The sequence below is a fragment of the Pseudomonas lactucae genome, from assembly GCF_016937615.1.
GTDB classification, from domain to species: domain Bacteria; phylum Pseudomonadota; class Gammaproteobacteria; order Pseudomonadales; family Pseudomonadaceae; genus Aquipseudomonas; species Aquipseudomonas lactucae.
Genome location: NZ_JAFHKI010000101.1, coordinates 34,783 through 51,782, shown reverse-complemented (window position 1 = coordinate 51,782; position 17,000 = coordinate 34,783). Strand labels below are relative to the sequence as shown.

Below are 17,000 nucleotides of genomic sequence, written 5' to 3'. Positions count from 1 at the left end.
CCATAATGGGAGTCGAAGACGACCTCTAGCAGTTTTATTTGCATTCGTATGGTGTGTCAGTTTTGGGTCGCAGGATAACTATCCTGGCATCGGGACATGTAAAGAATAACTGGTTTTTCCGAATCAGAGATACTTCTTGAATGTCGTTGCCGTGATTGCCGTAATGATGCCGAGCATCACAGCACAAGGGAAAAACACAGCCATGGGATTGAGCGAAAAGGGTAGGGACAAGTAGATAACCCAGGGCACGATCAGCAGTGGTATCACGGCTCGCTTAGCTCGATGGTAGACAAAGCTACTTTCTCGCCCTGCGCCAAATTTACGTAGGTCCCGGCGCATCAGTCCATCGACAAAACCAGTGAACATGGCCAGCAGAAACAGGGGGATGGCCAGGACCAGAATGGTAAGGCGCACCACGAAGGTAAAGGTGACATACACAGCCGTCAGCATGAAATCCTCAATGGTTACGTAGAACTGGTTGATCCACTCCCAGAAGCCATTGCCATGGTTAGGCCCCCGCGCCTGCTGGGCAAAATCTGCAAAGCCGGTCTTGACCAACAACCACTGATTGAGAAATTCCAGTATCTGGATGATCGTTCGCCCAGGCTGCTGGAGGATGAGTGAAGATTTGAAGTGTTGACTAAGCCAGCCCAGTTCATTGGTCAGCATGGCCTGGCTGTGCCGCCAGCCCTGATCGCCCCAAAAGAGCAATAAACCTGCAAACTCGATCAGGATCGAGAACAGCAACGAGGCGATCAGTACACCAATAATGCGTAAAACCAAGCCAATCACCGAGACGATTAATCCTGGGCGCTGGATTGGTTGTGGCGGCGTGTTCTGGGTGGAAGTCGCCATCGTTCACTCCATTGTGCGTTGCAGAGTCGATGCCATCACGATCCTTCTGGATAGTTTTCTGCTGAGTCAAAAACCTGCAGCAGGGGCGGGCTACCCGGCCTGATCCAGATCGAAGTTGGTAGTTGGGCCGCCACCGCTTGCGCTCCACCATTGCCCCGCCTGCGCGTTATAGGTCGCCCGCATTCGCTGGGTGAGCTCCTGCAGGTCCTTGGGCATGGCATCGTCGTTGGAGGGTTTTGGCAACGGCATGCGGACTTTCCAGAGCTGCCCACCGGTCTGGAAGGAGAACATTTGCCCCTTGGGTAAACTGACGATATGAGCCGGCTCGATCAAGGGCACGCTGGTGCTACTGACGCGGTCTTGCGAGGAGGATGTGAAGTCCGTGTTGGCCTCAGGATCGGAGGTGTCGGTGGCACCCGACACCAGGGTCTTGGTCAGCACGTTAACCTTGGGCAACTGTTGGGTGAGCAGTTCCGCAGTGGCGGTTTCGCGCACCCGCAGTATCTGCAGGGTGTTGAAGTTACCAATAACCTGGCCGGCCTTGGCTCGGTTGCCGATTCGCGCTTCGATATCGCTCAGGGTTTGGGTGTAGGCCGTCACCTGGATGCCGGCGCCACCGCCCTTGTTGATCAGCGGGATGAACTCATCGCCCATCAACTCATTGAACTCATCGGCGTGCAGGTTGATCGGCAACTTGTCACTATTGTTACCCGATTGGGGCAGACCATGGTCAATGCCATGTTTGTATATGTGGCCAGCGACCGAGACCAAATCGGCAAACATGGAGTTGCCCACAGCGGCGGCCACCTCGGCGTCGGTCAGCGCATCCAGGCCGACGTAGACGATCCCGCGTTTTCGGATGATCTGCATCCAGTCGAAGATCGGCCGTGGGTCGTCCAGATCGGTGTAGTCGGGGGCCAACAGTTGGGCTGTCTTGCCTGTGGTGAGTTTCTCCAGCAGCGGCAGTAGCGAGGCCACGATTTTGTCGAAGTAAGTACGGTCATAGCGTACCGCCGAACGCAGTCCATCCAACACTGGATCGAATACCCGTTTCACCGCCAGGTACTGCTCGATGGCCACGACACGCTTTTCGCGCCCGATCATATGTCGGGGAATGTTTTTCTCGGTGAGTTTGCCTTCAAGCTGGACGATCACTTCCCACGCCTTCGGGTCAGTTTTGGCGAAAAACTGCTGGGCGTATTCGATGAACAGTGCGTCGATGTTGACCACATGCCGTTGGATCTGCAGGTAGTCCGGGCGTCGACCCAACTCGATCAATGCGCGGGCGATGATGTTGACGAAACGCCAGGCAAACTCGCGAAAGGCCGCGGAGTTACCTTCGCCGCTGAGCTGCCCGGCGATGCGTGACGCCACTTCCGAGATACGCCCGAAGCGTCCCACCGCATTGTATCGAGCAGAGATCTCCGGCCAGCCTAGATGGAAAACATAAAACTCCTTATCCCGACCGGCCCGTTTGGCTTCGACATACATTCGTTTGAGCAATTCAGCATCGCCTTTCGGATCGAAGACGATGACCACCTCATGTTCGATGCGATGAATGTCCTGGGTGATGTACACCTCGGCGAGTCGCGTCTTGCCTACACGGGTAGTGCCGAGTACCAGGGTGTGTCCGACTCGTTCGCCCAGCGGCAGACTGACTTCCGTTTCATCGGGCTCGACCCCATGCAATAGTGGCGAGCCACCTACCGGGGGCAAAGGACGCAACGGATTGAAGGCACTGTCCCAGGCCGTGACACGGGCCAGTATCGAGAGTGGAAACGGTGCATGCTCCAGGCGCCGTTCGAGTCCACGGGCCAGACGGTAGCTGGTCGGTTGGTCGACATAGTGGGCGACCGCCGGATCCTGGGCCTCGACCAAGCGCTGGGTGTGTAGACGGCTCCAGCGAAAGCCACGACCCATGAACAACCACTTACGGCTAACCGGAATCTGCCGACTGGTCAGTTCGTAGCGGGGCAGCCGGCGGATATTGCGTCGATAGCGCAACACCTCCCTGGCTTGGCGCAGCCGGATCAGGCCGAACAGGGCATAGGCCAGCGCTGCAACCCGACCGATCTCGGGTGACAGGGCCACAGCCCAGGGCGAGTATACGCACAACACCGCGGCAGCGATGCAGATCGCTACGGTGTACAGCTCCACCGCTGGCCGGAGCTTGGACTCCATCGCATGCTCGGCCATGACCTGGACTCACTGTACCAGTGAGGTGGCAGTGATCAAGACGGGGTAGTGCTCAATCTGCAGGCGGGTGGCGATGTCGTTACCGTTGACCGGCAGGATGGTGATGCCCGGAGCAACTGCTCGAATCCGGGCCAGGGCTTCATTATCGACCACTTCGACGGCGAGGCCTGCCGCGCCCATTTCCTGCAGTTCAGGAGCGCGTTGACGCAGCCAAGTCAGCGACTGGGGATCGTCACCAACCAGGAAAAATGGCTGTAAGCCCGGCATGCTCAGAGCCCGTGACGTGATCTGGCCGGGGCTCAAGTGGGAGCTACGGACGGGCAGTATCCAGGTTTCATCGGCAAACGTGGACAGGTCCGCATGCACGGGCCGATCAGCCTGAACTCTGTTATTTATCGGCACGCCCATGGCTGGAGAATCGGGGTGTGTGAAGTCGCTAGGCTGATCTCCGGCTACGGTCAGTTCCGGCTGGGCGAAAGGTGCCAAGAGCAGGATGAAATAACAGGCAATGGTGATTCGCTTCATGGTGGTGTGCCCTGTTCAAAGGAAATCAGCAGTTGTTCGAGTCTCTGGGAAAAGCCAGCACGGTAGCGTGCTGCCGGCGCGCCTCCTGCCGGACGGTGATAGCGCCCGGCAGCCAAGACCCAATCACCGGTGGCGGCGTGATGCTCCTGCAACAGTGCGGCGGTTACGGCGAGATTTCGGTAGGGATCGAGGGCTTCGCAGGGAACGGAAAAACGTTGCCCGTGGTAACCCAGGTTGGTTTGTCCAAGACCGACATCGACCCGCTTGGCGTCATGCAGGGCGAGCGCCTGAAGCAAGGCGTGACAGGCGGCCTGGCGAGTGGCGAAGCGGTAAGGATTACCGGCGATGTTCAAGGTCCACGGCCAGGGCAGCAGTCGATCACGGACGCGGAGTCCACTCTCCTGCTGGGCAATCGCGAACAGCACCGTCGAAGGGATGCCGGCGTTATGCGCCGCCAGTTGATAGGCCGGAGGCGGAAGTTCGTCCGCCTGGGCGGCGAGCATCGTCAGCAGGAGCGCAAGACCACTCAGTCGAGGCGTTGCCATTGTCCGTTCACCTGTTGAAATGTGGCAGGCAATGGCCCCGGAGCACCCAGGCTGAACCAGCGACCACGGTCATGGTTCAGGGTGATCTGCCGGTGTTGAACCTTGGCCGGATCGATGTCCGCTTGCCGAGCCCAGCTACGGACGCGTTCATCCTGGCCTTGGCTGCCCACCAGGTAGATATCGAACGCCGTGTCGCTGCTTTGCAGACGCTGCGCTTCGTCGGTGCACGCCTGGCAGTGGTCCTCCACAAACAGGGCCTGGCGCGGCATGACTGATGAGCTGGCAGGGGGTGGGGACGCCATGCCCTGGATCGGCAGCAGCCCGGGAAATAGCTTGGTCCATGCCGCGGTGTAAGCGTTTTGGTAAGCCAACTCGCGCTCGGCGCGTTTGGCTTCCAGCGCTACCTGTAATTCGGCATAGCGCTGGCGCTCTTGGTCGGTCTGGGCTTCGACCCCGAGTGCGGTCAACGGATCGAGGTTCGGGCTCCAGAAACCGCGCGGGCTGGCTTGGATCTGTTCGAAACGCGTCCACTCCTGCTCCGTCAGACCCCAGCTTGCCGCCTGTTCAGAGTGAGAGCGCCCTAGGGGAGCGGACTGCGTGTCCTGTATTCGTGACGGTGTCGTCATGGGATTGCCCATCGCTGCTCCTGTGCTCAGTAGCGAAACGAGACAGACAACGGTGGGCAGTAGCGCTTTGTTCATGATCACTACTCAAGGGAGGTGCACGGTCTGATCTGGCTGAGCGGCCACCGCGAAGATGGCTGAGTTCGGCTCCAGTCTTTTCAGGCGCCAAGCCCCTTGCTGCTCACCGCTATGTAGCAGCCGGACATCCGTGAGCGAGCGACTGTCATGAGGCGCGACCGCCAGAAAGCGCTCACCACCGCGGGACTCGACACTCAATACTGAAAACGGTGGCGAGAGCGGGGTGGGTTCGGATCGAGTGTTCTTTTTCGGTTTGGTCGCAGAAGGCGTCGGCGATGGGGGTAATGGCTGGGTCTTGTGCTCCAGGAGCTGCTGCTCGACCTGTTCAAGGCGTGCGCGCAGCGCTGTCAGGTCTGCCTGGGTGGCGCGGGCTGCGAGACTATCGCGCAGTTCCTGTATCTCTTGCGCCCACTGATCCAACATCGGATCGAGGGTATTGACCTGTTGCTCACCAGTATCGACCGTCTGCTTAAGGTCTTTCAGCGCGTACTGCAGCTTCTCCTGGGCATCCTTGAGTGCGCTTGAATCATGTTGCAGGGTGTCCAGGGTTTGTAGGTGTTGGTTGTTCGTGCTCTGCAGTTCGGCCACGCGTTGATACTGGTTATACAAACCACCGCTCAGGCCGGCGACCGCCAAGCAAAGTAGCCCAATGATGAGGGTTTGAAACGTCGAGGCTCTCATGGGTGTGCCTCCAACAGATGGGGCGAGACGGGTGTGATCAGCGTGCCGCCGGCCTCCGTTTTCTGCTGTTCGAAGCAGACTGAACGGCTGACTTCGTCGGTCGTGAGTAGCCAGGCGGGGCCAGCGAGCACTTGGAGCGCGCGGCGCAAAGAGATCGGGCCGAGCCGGTAATGGGCCGCGGGCAGGGGCCGAGTAAACAGCACCCTCACCGACGGGGTAACGGGGCAGAGCGCATAGCCCGAGCGCTGCAATACGTACTGCATAGCCTCCTGCACTGAAGGGTTCAGGCTGGACAGGATGCTCACGTCAATGATTTGGGCAAGAAGATCGCGTTGTTCCGTGGTGGGCTCGGTGCTAACCAGCGTGTAGCGGCCATAACGAAGCTCTGCCGGATGGCTTTCTTCGGCTATGCCCTTCGAGTGCTCGGCCCGATTGGAGCCACTGTCTATCTCTGGATTGGTCGGCAAAGGGTCGGGGATTTGCGCGGTGCAGGCGCTCAACAAACCCAGCAGGCAGACAGGCGTGAAAAAACGCTTCATGGAAGAAACCTCATATCAGATTCAGTGCAGAACCTGACATGAGGTGAAGGAACGATTCAGTGAGAAAGTTGATTTGAGGTGGGTCGTGTTAACGCTGAACACGTTGCTATTCATCGAAAATGGCGAGCCCATCCAAGACGGCAGCGTCGGGGTCGAAGATCAACAATCGCACATCCGCCAATGCCGCCAGATGCAGTACGTTGACCAAGGCTTCCGGTGTGCCTGCGTCGAGTTGTTCTTGTCTCAAGCTCGAATAACGATTGCCCTCATTGTTCAACAAGTTATCGTCCGTCCATGGCGTGCCGATCAATTTGCAACCGATACCGCAGCAATCTGGAAGCGTAAAAAGCCCGAACAAAAGGCCGGTCTGCCGCAGAGCGAAGTTACTGACCCACTCTTTCAGATAAAGCATCGCTGCTTCGGGAAGATGTGCGGTGCTGATTTCCCAGGCTCGACTGTAGTGTCCCGTTTCGAAGCTCAAGCGATGGACCATGGCTTGTGCCTCTTCCAGGGAGTACAGATCACCGAGGTGATGCCGCTCGTTGAGCATTTCGCCTATCACAGCGTAGATTACTTGGCGTACTAGCCCAGTGGACTGGCAGCGTTCATCCAAATCATCCGAAATGGATTGGCTTTCGCTGATCAAGGCGAAATCGTCATTGAACAGGCAGGCGAACAGTTGCAGCTCATTGTCGGGCAGATGGGCTTGTGAGTCGTGCACGGGTCGAAAGCAGGGAGGGCAGTCGTTTTCGTAGGTGATCAGTAGCAGCCGTTCGATATGAAGGTTGTCGTAACCGCGAGCAAATGGGTTGGGGGCCGTCAGCACGGCTGCAGCTTGGTGCGTGGGGTTCATGAAGGTTCTCCAGAATGATAATGGACAAGGCGCCCGAAGACGCCTTTGAGGATTAAAGCCAGCCATGTTCGGCAAGAGAAAGTGGACGACCTTCACCCACGATGAAGTGATCCAGTAAGCGCACTTCGATCAAGGCCAAGGCCTCCTTCAGCCGTGCGGTCAAGACGCGATCCGCCTGGCTGGGTTCCGTACACCCTGAGGGGTGGTTGTGAACAAAAATGGCGGCCGCAGCGTTATGCGCTAGGGAACGCTTAACGACTTGGCGGGGGTAAACGCTGGCGCCATCAATGCTGCCGTGAAAGAGGACTTCGAACGCCAGCACCCGGTGTTTGGCATCGAGAAAAATCACACCGAAGACTTCATGCTCTTGTTGCGCAAGATGCAGTTTTAGGTATGCGGCCACGGTGTCGGGCGATGTCAGGTTAGGACCTCGGGCGAACAGCCGACGATCCAGAATATGCAGTGCTTCGTCGATCACCTGGTTTTCTTGGACGATACGATCAGCCTCGAAATCCGAAGTCTCGATCAGTGTGAGTTGGGTGCTCATGGTGGTACCTCCGAAGGCAACAATCAGGGGTACACACCCGAGGGGAGTGGTGTCCCCGAGGTGGATATAGAGTTGTGGGCGTTAGCAGGTGACGCGCTGTTTACAGCCGAGTGAATCGGTGGCGTTGACCGTGTAGGTATGAACCACAACTGTCGCAGGGCAATGGGGAAAAGGCTTTTATTCCCCAGCCGGTTTCGGGATCGAAGTCGGCACTGATGGGCATTAACCGAACCAGTCCACGATGGATACCGGCGATGCGTTTCTCGATTTCATCCGTCGTGTAGTAGAGCGATAACGTGCTGTAGTCCTCGTAAGCAGCCGCGAACAGGCAGTCGTCGCAAAGCCAGAAGGATTCCATGTTGGTTCTCCTGTGCTGATTGAAGAAAAGGCGCTCGAGGGAGCGCCTTGATGAGGAACATCGTGGACTGTTCAGGCGGACTGAACGGTACGGGAGGCGTCACGGCGAGCCGTGCGGGGAGTGGGTTGAGATTCAGGTTCGACCCGAGCCTCTGTTGGATGTTCGGTCTCCTCGGCTTCGGCATCAGCCGACGTTGTAGAGGGTTCATTGATCGGCGCTTGCTCAGCAGGTGCTGTTGCTTCCTGCCTGGCGGGCGCTTTGTACTCGAACGTGCCGTTGACCTTGATCCAGTCGATGAACAGCAAACGGCCTTTCAGGCTGGCGCCCGGTTGACCTTGTTTATCGCCTTTCTCGTAGAGAAACGGATCGATCCACAGATCGCCGATACGGAACGACAGCAAGACCTTTTTCTCGGCTTTGACGGCGTCCATGTAGAGACGAATCAAGCGTTCAGCTTCACCCCCAGCGACTTTGCAGTCGAAGCGGGTGTACTCGACCGCATCGGTGGCACCGTGCAGGGCTGCGATATCGCAGGCCATGAATGGCTGGCCGCGGCGGACTTGTACTTCACGAACACGGTTGAGGTAGCCGATACCGACGGTGTGCAGGTTGAAGTAGGTGGTCGCTTCTTGGGAATGGTTGGCGTGGGCCATGGTGGTTCTCCTGTTTCAAGGGAAAACGGTGACGCACAGTCCCTGACGGGGAAGTGAGTCCCCGTCAGGGTAGGTAAGGTGAAGTCGAGCAATGAACGACTCGCCACCGGCAAGCCGATGACGATCAGAACGATGCGTCTGGGGGAATAGCGGTGCAGCAGAGAAACGTCTGCGGTGGTGATTCGCAGGCATGAGGTAGTGGGCATTCATCACCGCTGAAGCGGTAACCGCGCGAGCTTCCGAACGCTGATCGCACTTGGGTAAACCACCACTAACGTGGCGTAGCCTTGAAGGTTCTGGCTACCTGGGCTGGGCTGTCGACGACAGCGAACCACGGCCTTTGTATAAGCCTGTCACAGGGGAGCGTCAAGACGCTGCCACCCTATTTTTTAAGGCCGGAATACGGTGGCAGTCACTGGAATTAAGAAAAGGAAAAAAAGAGACTGGTGCTAAATCGCTCATGTGATGGTCTCCGAAATAAAAACACCCTGCGAAAGCTTAGCCCTCGCAATGTGTGGGAGTTACCATCTCATTACCCGTTCGCCTATCCCCTATCTTAAGGGGGGAACGGTGCCCTGTCTTTCATGGGGCTTGTTCATCCGCCAAGATTTCGTCTCTCCGATTATGAAGGCCGACAAACCCGTTATCCACCCATGCCGATCGAGAATTAAGGGCTGCGGCATTTACTTACCCGTCATCGATTGTCCTTTAATCTCGCCACTATTGAATGGCGGTCACTTTCGTATTCCGTTGCAGCAGCGCATTGGGGCTTAACACCAATGTGTCGCCGTCCCCAAGCCCGGAAATGACCTCAACCATGTCCCCTAGGTTACGACCCAGTGTGACTATGCAGTACTCGACGGTGTTGTCCTTGCGTAGGCGCAAGGTATGCGCTCCGGCGCCGTCCTGAACAACGGTAGAGATTGGCACAAGCACCGCAGGTTGAGCAGGTATTGCCAGTTCGACTTCACCCGCCATGCCGGACGGGATTCGATTGCCTGGGTTTGGAAGCCTGAGTTCGATGCGCATGCCGCCGCTGCTTCCCGAAATGTTTTTTGCCATACGGGTGACGGTTGCTTTCATGGCGGGGCCGGAAAGTCCTTGGAACTGGACGGTCGCCGCTATCCCGGGGCGGATGTGCATCACTGCACTCTGCGGGGCGTCAACCACAACTCGCAGGGGGTTCAGGCTGCTCAGTTCAAAGAGCGGCAATGTGCTCGCTGCTTGATCGCCTATCACCCTATCGCCGTCATCTACGTTGCGGGCCGACACCACGCCAGCAAAGGGGGCTTTGACGATCTGGAAGCGTTGTTCCTCTTCCAGGCCTGCCAACTGCGCAGTGGCCGCAGCCCAGGAGGCTTGATCCACCGCATAGCTGGCCTGGCGCTGTTCGTAGACTTCACGCGCTATCGCCCCCGACGACACCAATGTCTGTGCCCGCTTCAGGTTGCTTGCTGATAGCTTTGCATTGGCCGCCGCCAGTTGCAGTTGGGCATTCGCCTGGCGAACATGTTGGTCAATTTCGGGCGCACTGACCTCGGCCAGCACTTGCCCCTTCGCCACCGTATCGCCTATATCCACCTGCCGTTTGGTGAGAATGCCGGTGGCTCGGGCAAAAATGAATGCGTGTTCGCCGGGGCGCGACGTCGCAGGCAGGACGAGCGTCTGCGTGTCCGGCGCGGCTCTTACCGTCACGGTTTTCACTTGAGGGCTTGCAGTTTCATCGGTTGCCGATGCTGATTTTGCATCGCAGCCGGCAAGGGAGAATGCGAGAAGCAACGTCGTCAACGAGATGAAACGCAAGCAAGAAGAAGTGCCGGTGCAAGGTGAGGTTGACATGGTGGATCCTGGGGTCAAGAAAGGCGTTCGGCAGTGAGCGAAGAAAGGTGTCGGGCTTTGCGTCGCCGACCTGACGCCGCAAGGATCGCCGGGACGACGAGCAAGGTCGCTGGTGTTCCCAGCAATAGCCCGCCAATCACGGCTCTGCCCAAAGGCGCGTTTTGCTCTGCGCCGTCACCCAGGCCCAATGCCATGGGAATGATGCCAAGCAGCATGGCGCACGCAGTCATCAGGACGGGCCTGAGGCGTACCGAGGCGGCCTCGAAGGCCGCGAGCTCAGGGTCATGACCGGTAATGATGAGATTCCTGGCGAAACTGGTGACCAGTACGCTGTTCGCCGTGGAGACGCCGATGACCATCATTGCGCCCATCAGCGCCGGAACAGAAAGCGGGGTGTGGGTAACCCATAGTGAAATCGCGGAGCCGGTGAGGGCAAAGGGTAGTCCGCACATGGCCACTAAAGGGTAGGTCCAGGATTGAAAGTTGACCACCAGGAGCAGGAACACCAATAGTGCGGCGAGCGCCAATCCATTAGTAAGCTCGGTATAGGCCGACTGCATGGCTTGTGCCTGTCCGCCTATTTCAATATGGTTCCCGGGTTTGAGCTGAGGACTCAATGTGTTGATCACATTCGTCAGCGCATGAAGCACGGTCCCTAAGTCGGTTTGACGGATATTGGCAATAACATTGAGGGTGGGGGCCAGCATCGTTTTGTCGATACTGGCTGGTACGGTGCGTCTTGCCACGCTGGCTATGGTGCGTAGTAGGACCTGTTCGCCATTGGTATAGGTGCGCACCGGTATGTTGAGCAGAGTGTCAATATTCTGAAGGTCATTTGGAAGTGCTTGCACTTGTACGACGTAGGCTAATGTCGTGGCCTGGTCTACCCAGTAAATGGGCGAGACGGTGCTTGCCGATCCCAGTACTGACAATATTGCCCGGCTGGCATCTTCCGAGCTGATGCCCAGCTGTGCCGCCCGGGTTCTGTCGATCTGGATGTAGTATTCCGGTAGATCAAGCACCTGCTGCAACGCGACATCCGTCGCACCAGGGACCGTCCTGAGCCTGGACTGGATCGCACGAGCAATCTTGAGGTTGCCTTGTGTATCGCGCCCAGTGATCTTTACTTCGAAAGCACCCAGTGCCGAGCCCGCCAGCGTGCGGCTGGTAGCATCGGCTGGGCGGTCAAACATCACGATATCCGGAAACTTCGACGCAATGTGCTGACGTATTTCGTCAAGATAACCTGCGCTGGGTGCGTGATGGGCTCGCAACTGGATCATCACCTCCGCCTCGAACGGGCCGACGACAGCGCTGTCGACAAAGCCTAGGTTGATGGGGTCGGGAATGCCGATTTGTTCGTAAAGAGTCTGCAATTCGTCCTGAGGGATAATCTTGCGAATTTCTCGCTGTACGGCTGCCAACCTTTGAGCGGTCTCCTCAATTCGGAGGCCGGCAGGAAAGCGCACTTGCAGGCGCAGTTGACCAGCGTCTATTTGCGGGAAGTACTCCTGCCCCAGGGAAGTTGCTGCGAGCACACCCAGCCCAAGCAGGAGCGCCAAGCTGATGAGAAGCTTCGTGCCGTTCTGGTGCAAGCTATTGAGCAGGCGACTCTGCCGATCCCTGATGTGGTCGATGACCTGCTCTACCCGATGGTTGGCAGCCAGTAGCAAGGGCGCCATACGGCCCTTCGGGGAAGCACGTGCTTCAAGGTCCTTCGGCAGCATCAATGAACACAGTACGGGGATCAGCGTTCGCGAGAGCATGAAAGATGCGAGCATGGCGAAGATTACCGCCAGGGCCAGAGGGGCGAATACCCAGGAGGAAAGGCCTGTCAGCAATAGGATCGGCGTGAGCACGATACAAATGCACAGCGTGGATACAAACTCTGGGAATACCACTTCTTTTGCGCTATCAAGAATGGCGGTGGGTACCGCCTTACCCATCGCGACGTGCCGGTTGGTGTTCTCTACGTCGACCACCGCGTTATCGACCAGTATGCCAATCGCAAGTGCCAGGCCGCCCAGCGTCATAATGTTGAAAGTATTGCCGAGCAGGTGCAGCGCCAGCGTCGAAGCCAGGAGCGCCAGTGGGATGTTGGCGAGCACAATCAGACTCGAACGCCACGAACCAATGAACATAAGCACGACCAGCGCTACCAGTACGCCGACCAATACGCCCTCGTGAACAACGGACTGAATGGCGTTGTTGACGAATATTGACTGGTCGAACACGGCTTCGATGCGCATTCCGGCAGGGGCCGAAGCAATCACCTCCGGCAAACGCGCCCGGACGGCCCTGACTATATCCACGGCGGACGCACCGCCCAGTTTAATCAGTGATACGGAAACGGCGCTGGCGCCATCCATTCGCGCAATACTGGTTTGCAGTGCTGCGCCATCGCGCACTGAAGCAACATCACGGACATAGATGACGTTAGTTCCATTCGACTTGATGGGGAGACTCATGAAACCCTTCACGTCGACAGGGCTGGCCTGCACAGTAACCTGCAACTCCTGCGGCCCTTCACGCAGGCTGCCCGACGGTAGCGTAGGAGCACCGTGTTCAATGGCGCTGGTGACTTGGTTTGCCGTGAGGTTATAGGTTTGCAGCGCCACAGGGTTGAGATCGATCATGACTTGGCGCGCGGCGCCACCATACGGAAGCGTCATGAGAACGCCGGGGATGGATTGAATCTGGGAGCGCAGTTGCAGCCGTGCGTAATCGTACAACTGAGCTTCGGTCATCGAGTCAGAAGACAGTACCAACTGCAACACGGGCGTACTGGAAACGTTGTTACGCACGATGAATGGTGGTGCAGTCCCTGCCGGCATGCGCCTGAGCATGGTCTGTGACACTGCTGTGATCTGCGTCAGCGCACGATCTATGGGCGCGCCGGGTTGCAGGTCCACGCGAATCATCCCGATCCCATTGATTGTTTGTGAGCCCACCTGTTTCAGGTCATCAACATTATTAAGAATTGAAATTTCTGACAGTGAAGTAATCTTCGCTGCCATTTCTGCCGCCGGTAGTCCGCTATACGTCCAGAGCACCCTGACCGACGGTATATCGATCCTGGGCAGGATATCGGTCGGCATGTGCCGTGCAGAGAGCCCGCCAAAAATCAACAGCATCAGCGCAATGACCGCGATGGTGTAGCGGCGGCTCAGTGCATATTGGACAATCCACATTTGCAGTGACTCATCTGTTTTTTAGAGGTGGGCATTGATGCCGCTCGCCCAGGCAGCGAATGAACCCTGGGCAAGCGGACCCTCAGTGAGGTTAAGTTTCAGAACTCGACGGGATAAGGCGCTAACGTGCCGTTGGCATATAAAGGTGGCAGGTCGGGCGTGCTGTTTTCCAGAACCAGGAGCATGGCGCGTTTGGGCGCAAAGCCTTTATGGCGAATATCGGCAGGCATCGCGCACACGTCCCCAGGGCGCATGGCGACTCGGCCTAAGGGCGCGCCTGTTTCTTTGTCCTGAAGCGTCCAGTGAATTTCATCGGTCAGTTGTATGAACCATTCCGGGCGGTCGTTACCGTGAGTTACCGGTAACACGTGCTCTTCGCTGGACATGCAAAAAAGACTGTTGCGCGTGGAGGAAACCGTCGACGGTATCCAGGTCACCTCGGAGCGAGCAATGTGATCGAACACATTGACTGCATGAAGGCTACCCTCGAAACCGGGTTCTGTTTTCACCTGTGGCCGATCAAACTCCAGATGCAGATCTTTAAACGACTCACTGATGGGCTGCCCGGAAGCGCTGGATCGGGCGACTGCATCGCCGGGCAGGCCGAGCATCCTTTTTGCTGGCTGGGTGAAACCTCGCGTCAGGGAAATCCGAGCTGGCCTGCCTTTGGGGCCGTGAGCCGAACCTGTCTCGCGCGGGACACACAATGGGTCATACCCTTCATTGATCCAGTCGTTCGCGATGCCTTGGAAGACCTCCAGGACCTGCTCCGTATCGAACGTTTCGTGATAAGCGATCCCGGCTTTTTTGTAGCTGGGATGATGGGTGCCCGCGAACACTTCAACTTTTCCATAATAATTAATGGTGCCGAATATATCGTCGAAGAAAATCCAGCCATAAAGAAACTCCCAGCCCAAGTCTCGTACCATGGCGCTTAGGAACAGTTCAACGTGCATATAGTGAACACCGCCCGGCCAGCGGATAATTGCAAAGTTGTTATCCCTGCTAAAGGAGAACTGTCCCAGGCTAAAGAGTTGATACTCCGTGTCGAGCGTTTCAAATGATTGAGGTGCTGCGGATAATGTCTGCGACATGATGAGCTCCGGTAAGGTGGCGAACGGTTAGCCACGTGCACAAATGTCGGCCCAACGCTCTTGCGTCAGGTCGCCTGATAGGGTCTGAATCAATGCAACGGCAGGTTGGTCACTTCCCAAACGGTAAGCGGTGTTGGCGGGTAGCAGGACAAGGTGTCCGCGGCGGGCCTGGACGTTTCCCATGCACGCTCCCGACGGCGGCGCTTCTAGTAAATGAGCGCCTTGCGACGCCGGCGCCGGCAACGTCTGAGGGGGAACAGTAAAAAAAGTGAGCGTGACATCACCATCATGATGAGGGCAAACTCATCATGGGCGGCGATGAACCAAGGGGAGTCATGTTGGATCTTTATCACTTCGGTGACGTATTCGATATTTTTGGTAACGGCAACGCGTTCGAAAAAATCTGAACGTTGCGCGACGTCAAAGATATTTGAGAATGCGTAGTGCTCAGGCTTGGCGGAAAATAAGTCCAATGATCCCTTTCTAAAGTGGGTCAATGAGCCTGTAACGGTATATGCAGACATAGCTATCCCTTCCCTGTATGAGCTAAAAAATACAATGCTGTTTTTAATAACTTTTTGCAGCGGATCGCTACAGTCCGAGCACACGAGAAAGTACGCTGCGTAAGTGCTCAGGCGAGTACAACGAGAGGTTGCCGTGCCAGGCGATATGAGCATCGGGCCTTACCAAAAGACACGCGTCTTCTCTATCATCAAGCAGCGCCGACCAATCGCCGTACAGGTCTTCCACATCGCGCCCTGGCCCTACCGTTACGCAGCGAACAGCTAGACCAAACACCTCATTGATTTGCCTGGCCTGCTCGACCCAGGCGCCACCTGCAATACCGGTAATTACCGTGAATTGGCCTTTGCCTACCAAATCCAGGGTGGACAGTTGACGGCCGTTTTTATTCACCCACGCGTGTGGCAGTCGACCGCCCGCGCGCAACGAGGGTTGATAGAACAATTCACTGTCCTGGGAAAATACAAAAGGCTCATCTGCATCTTCTACAATCGCATCGGATTGATAGCGAATGTTCAGCTCCACGCCTTGGGTCGCAAATTCGTAGGCTTTCAACTGGATGGCTTTCCTGAGGGCCTTCCTGCGTTGGGCGCCTTCTGGCGTGTCGTGTTCCAACGAGCGAATATTCTGGTTCATCTGCTCCGCGGACAGACCTGTCGTCAGGTCCAGCGCCTGGAAGAGCGCTGCGAAGTCCTCGACGCTTTTATTGGCCCGGCGAATGATCTGCCGCCCGACGGGAATGCGCTCGGTATCGTAGGTTTCAAGCAGTGAAGGTGACGCCGTTCCTGCAAGGACTAGCGATAGTTTCCAGGCCAGGTTGTAGGCGTCCTGAATCGAGGTATTGGAGCCCAGGCCATTCGTCGGTGGATGGCGATGCACCGCGTCGCCCAGGCAGAAGACCCGTCCCTGGCTGTAACGCGCCGCATACATCTCATTGACAGTCCAAAGGGAAATCGAAGAAATTTCGACCTCCACCGACGTGTCGCCCACAAACTGATGAACAATGGCAATCGCTTGCTCGTTCGTTAATTCAGGCGCTGGGCCGTTTATGTCATAGCCCCAGACAATCTGCCATTCGTTCCAAGGCCTGACCATCCGTAAAAGGCCCATGCCAATGCCCCCGATATCGGCCCCTGGTTGCAGCATCCACCACAGGTAACCGGGACGATGAGCCACATATTGACTCAGGTCTGCTCGCAGAATAATGCTGATACTGCCACTTTTGCCCATCTTGCCTTCCATGGGCAATTGGAGGTCCGCGGCGACTTTGCTATTAGCGCCGTCTGCCCCCAGCAGGTATTTACAGCGAATACTGTATTCGCTTCCGCTCAAGCGGTCGCTGACCTGGACAACTACACCGTCCGGATCCTGCTGATGGCTCAGGTATTGACTATCAAAGCGCACGTGGCTGCCTTGGGAAACTGCCCTGCCTAACAGGATGGGCTCAAGCAAGTGCTGGGGCAGGTCACATTGCTCGCAGGGACTGGCCAGCAGGTAGTCGCTTCGCCGCTTGGGGTCGTTGGCGCCGTAAGGCAAGCGACCAAGTTCCTTGCCGGTCAGACTGTTGCAGAAGACGACGTTACCCATGACCTCCAACGGTGCCGCTTTGGCAATCACGTCTTGATGCACCCCCAGGTCCCGAAGCACTTCCAGGGTACGGGTGTTGATGTAGTGAGCCCGAGGCGTATCGGCGAGCCATCGATACTTAGTGATGACCAGGTTGGCGATACCGGCATTGCTCAGGGCCAGTGCGGCGGTCGAACCGGCCGGCCCACTGCCGATAATGATGACATCTGTTTCAAGCATGAAGCGCACTCCTATGCAGTTGTTAAATCCAAAGTCCTTACGCTCATCTTGTTGGCTTGCGGTTTAATCCATGCGCTTCATTGCCGCGAACGACT

General features: G+C 57.1%; 16 protein-coding genes. All 16 read right to left on the bottom strand.

Going from position 1 to position 17,000, the window contains the following annotated elements:
• Positions 1-123: 123 nt before the first annotated feature.
• Positions 124-855: a TIGR03747 family integrating conjugative element membrane protein gene (locus JWR98_RS18845; protein ID WP_069787763.1), complete on the bottom strand. Its 732-nt coding sequence runs from the start codon at positions 853-855 to the stop codon at positions 124-126.
• Positions 856-945: 90 nt separating this feature from the next.
• Complete coding sequence (gene traD, locus JWR98_RS18840) at positions 946-3,051, bottom strand: type IV conjugative transfer system coupling protein TraD (protein ID WP_179028449.1); 2,106 nt, start codon at positions 3,049-3,051, stop codon at positions 946-948.
• Between the two features lie 9 nt (positions 3,052-3,060).
• On the bottom strand, positions 3,061-3,576 hold the full coding sequence (locus JWR98_RS18835) for an integrating conjugative element protein (RefSeq protein WP_205490855.1): 516 nt from the start codon (positions 3,574-3,576) through the stop codon (positions 3,061-3,063).
• Entirely contained in the window at positions 3,573-4,121 is a 549-nt protein-coding gene (locus JWR98_RS18830) for a lysozyme family protein (protein WP_069787760.1), read from the bottom strand. Before JWR98_RS18830 ends, JWR98_RS18835 begins: the two co-directional genes overlap by 4 nt.
• A complete protein-coding gene (locus JWR98_RS18825) occupies positions 4,103-4,822 on the bottom strand; it encodes a TIGR03759 family integrating conjugative element protein (RefSeq protein ID WP_069787759.1) in 720 nt (239 codons plus the stop codon). Before JWR98_RS18825 ends, JWR98_RS18830 begins: the two co-directional genes overlap by 19 nt.
• Before the next feature lie 9 nt (positions 4,823-4,831).
• On the bottom strand, positions 4,832-5,503 hold the full coding sequence (locus tag JWR98_RS18820) for a chemotaxis protein (protein WP_205490852.1): 672 nt from the start codon (positions 5,501-5,503) through the stop codon (positions 4,832-4,834).
• Positions 5,500-6,042, bottom strand: a complete 543-nt coding sequence (gene pilL2 / locus JWR98_RS18815) for a PFGI-1 class ICE element type IV pilus protein PilL2 (RefSeq protein WP_205490849.1) — start codon at positions 6,040-6,042, stop codon at positions 5,500-5,502. The genes JWR98_RS18820 and pilL2 overlap by 4 nt, the downstream gene beginning before the upstream one ends.
• Positions 6,043-6,148: 106 nt before the next feature.
• A complete protein-coding gene (locus JWR98_RS18810; protein WP_205490847.1) occupies positions 6,149-6,895 on the bottom strand; it encodes a DUF5983 family protein in 747 nt (248 codons plus the stop codon).
• A 52-nt stretch (positions 6,896-6,947) separates the two neighbouring features.
• Complete coding sequence (radC, locus tag JWR98_RS18805) at positions 6,948-7,442, bottom strand: RadC family protein (protein WP_205490844.1); 495 nt, start codon at positions 7,440-7,442, stop codon at positions 6,948-6,950.
• Between the two features lie 100 nt (positions 7,443-7,542).
• A complete protein-coding gene (locus JWR98_RS18800; protein WP_069787754.1) occupies positions 7,543-7,800 on the bottom strand; it encodes a hypothetical protein in 258 nt (85 codons plus the stop codon).
• 71 nt (positions 7,801-7,871) lie between these two features.
• A complete protein-coding gene (locus tag JWR98_RS18795) occupies positions 7,872-8,453 on the bottom strand; it encodes an STY4534 family ICE replication protein (protein WP_069787753.1) in 582 nt (193 codons plus the stop codon).
• A gap of 720 nt (positions 8,454-9,173) precedes the next feature.
• Positions 9,174-10,292, bottom strand: a complete 1,119-nt coding sequence (locus JWR98_RS18790) for an efflux RND transporter periplasmic adaptor subunit (protein WP_205490841.1) — start codon at positions 10,290-10,292, stop codon at positions 9,174-9,176.
• A gap of 14 nt (positions 10,293-10,306) precedes the next feature.
• A complete protein-coding gene (locus JWR98_RS18785) occupies positions 10,307-13,483 on the bottom strand; it encodes an efflux RND transporter permease subunit (protein ID WP_205490838.1) in 3,177 nt (1,058 codons plus the stop codon).
• A gap of 98 nt (positions 13,484-13,581) precedes the next feature.
• Positions 13,582-14,577 (bottom strand): cupin domain-containing protein, encoded by a 996-nt coding sequence (locus JWR98_RS18780; protein WP_179028445.1) that lies wholly within the window; start codon positions 14,575-14,577, stop codon positions 13,582-13,584.
• Positions 14,578-14,783: 206 nt separating this feature from the next.
• On the bottom strand, positions 14,784-15,101 hold the full coding sequence (locus JWR98_RS18775) for a cupin domain-containing protein (protein WP_205490835.1): 318 nt from the start codon (positions 15,099-15,101) through the stop codon (positions 14,784-14,786).
• 67 nt (positions 15,102-15,168) lie between these two features.
• Positions 15,169-16,905, bottom strand: a complete 1,737-nt coding sequence (locus tag JWR98_RS18770) for an FAD-dependent oxidoreductase (protein ID WP_225908785.1) — start codon at positions 16,903-16,905, stop codon at positions 15,169-15,171.
• Positions 16,906-17,000: the final 95 nt, after the last annotated feature.

Excerpts from the sequence above, each read along its gene's own strand:
- JWR98_RS18845 (WP_069787763.1), bottom strand. The coding sequence starts at position 855 with ATGGCGACTTCCACCCAGAACACGCCGCCACAACCAATCCAGCGCCCA.
- traD (WP_179028449.1), bottom strand. The coding sequence starts at position 3,051 with ATGGCCGAGCATGCGATGGAGTCCAAGCTCCGGCCAGCGGTGGAGCTG.
- JWR98_RS18835 (WP_205490855.1), bottom strand. The coding sequence starts at position 3,576 with ATGAAGCGAATCACCATTGCCTGTTATTTCATCCTGCTCTTGGCACCT.
- JWR98_RS18830 (WP_069787760.1), bottom strand. The coding sequence starts at position 4,121 with ATGGCAACGCCTCGACTGAGTGGTCTTGCGCTCCTGCTGACGATGCTC.
- JWR98_RS18825 (WP_069787759.1), bottom strand. The coding sequence starts at position 4,822 with ATGAACAAAGCGCTACTGCCCACCGTTGTCTGTCTCGTTTCGCTACTG.
- JWR98_RS18820 (WP_205490852.1), bottom strand. The coding sequence starts at position 5,503 with ATGAGAGCCTCGACGTTTCAAACCCTCATCATTGGGCTACTTTGCTTG.
- pilL2 (WP_205490849.1), bottom strand. The coding sequence starts at position 6,042 with ATGAAGCGTTTTTTCACGCCTGTCTGCCTGCTGGGTTTGTTGAGCGCC.
- JWR98_RS18810 (WP_205490847.1), bottom strand. The coding sequence starts at position 6,895 with ATGAACCCCACGCACCAAGCTGCAGCCGTGCTGACGGCCCCCAACCCA.
- radC (WP_205490844.1), bottom strand. The coding sequence starts at position 7,442 with ATGAGCACCCAACTCACACTGATCGAGACTTCGGATTTCGAGGCTGAT.
- JWR98_RS18800 (WP_069787754.1), bottom strand. The coding sequence starts at position 7,800 with ATGGAATCCTTCTGGCTTTGCGACGACTGCCTGTTCGCGGCTGCTTAC.
- JWR98_RS18795 (WP_069787753.1), bottom strand. The coding sequence starts at position 8,453 with ATGGCCCACGCCAACCATTCCCAAGAAGCGACCACCTACTTCAACCTG.
- JWR98_RS18790 (WP_205490841.1), bottom strand. The coding sequence starts at position 10,292 with ATGTCAACCTCACCTTGCACCGGCACTTCTTCTTGCTTGCGTTTCATC.
- JWR98_RS18785 (WP_205490838.1), bottom strand. The coding sequence starts at position 13,483 with ATGTGGATTGTCCAATATGCACTGAGCCGCCGCTACACCATCGCGGTC.
- JWR98_RS18780 (WP_179028445.1), bottom strand. The coding sequence starts at position 14,577 with ATGTCGCAGACATTATCCGCAGCACCTCAATCATTTGAAACGCTCGAC.
- JWR98_RS18775 (WP_205490835.1), bottom strand. The coding sequence starts at position 15,101 with ATGTCTGCATATACCGTTACAGGCTCATTGACCCACTTTAGAAAGGGA.
- JWR98_RS18770 (WP_225908785.1), bottom strand. The coding sequence starts at position 16,905 with ATGCTTGAAACAGATGTCATCATTATCGGCAGTGGGCCGGCCGGTTCG.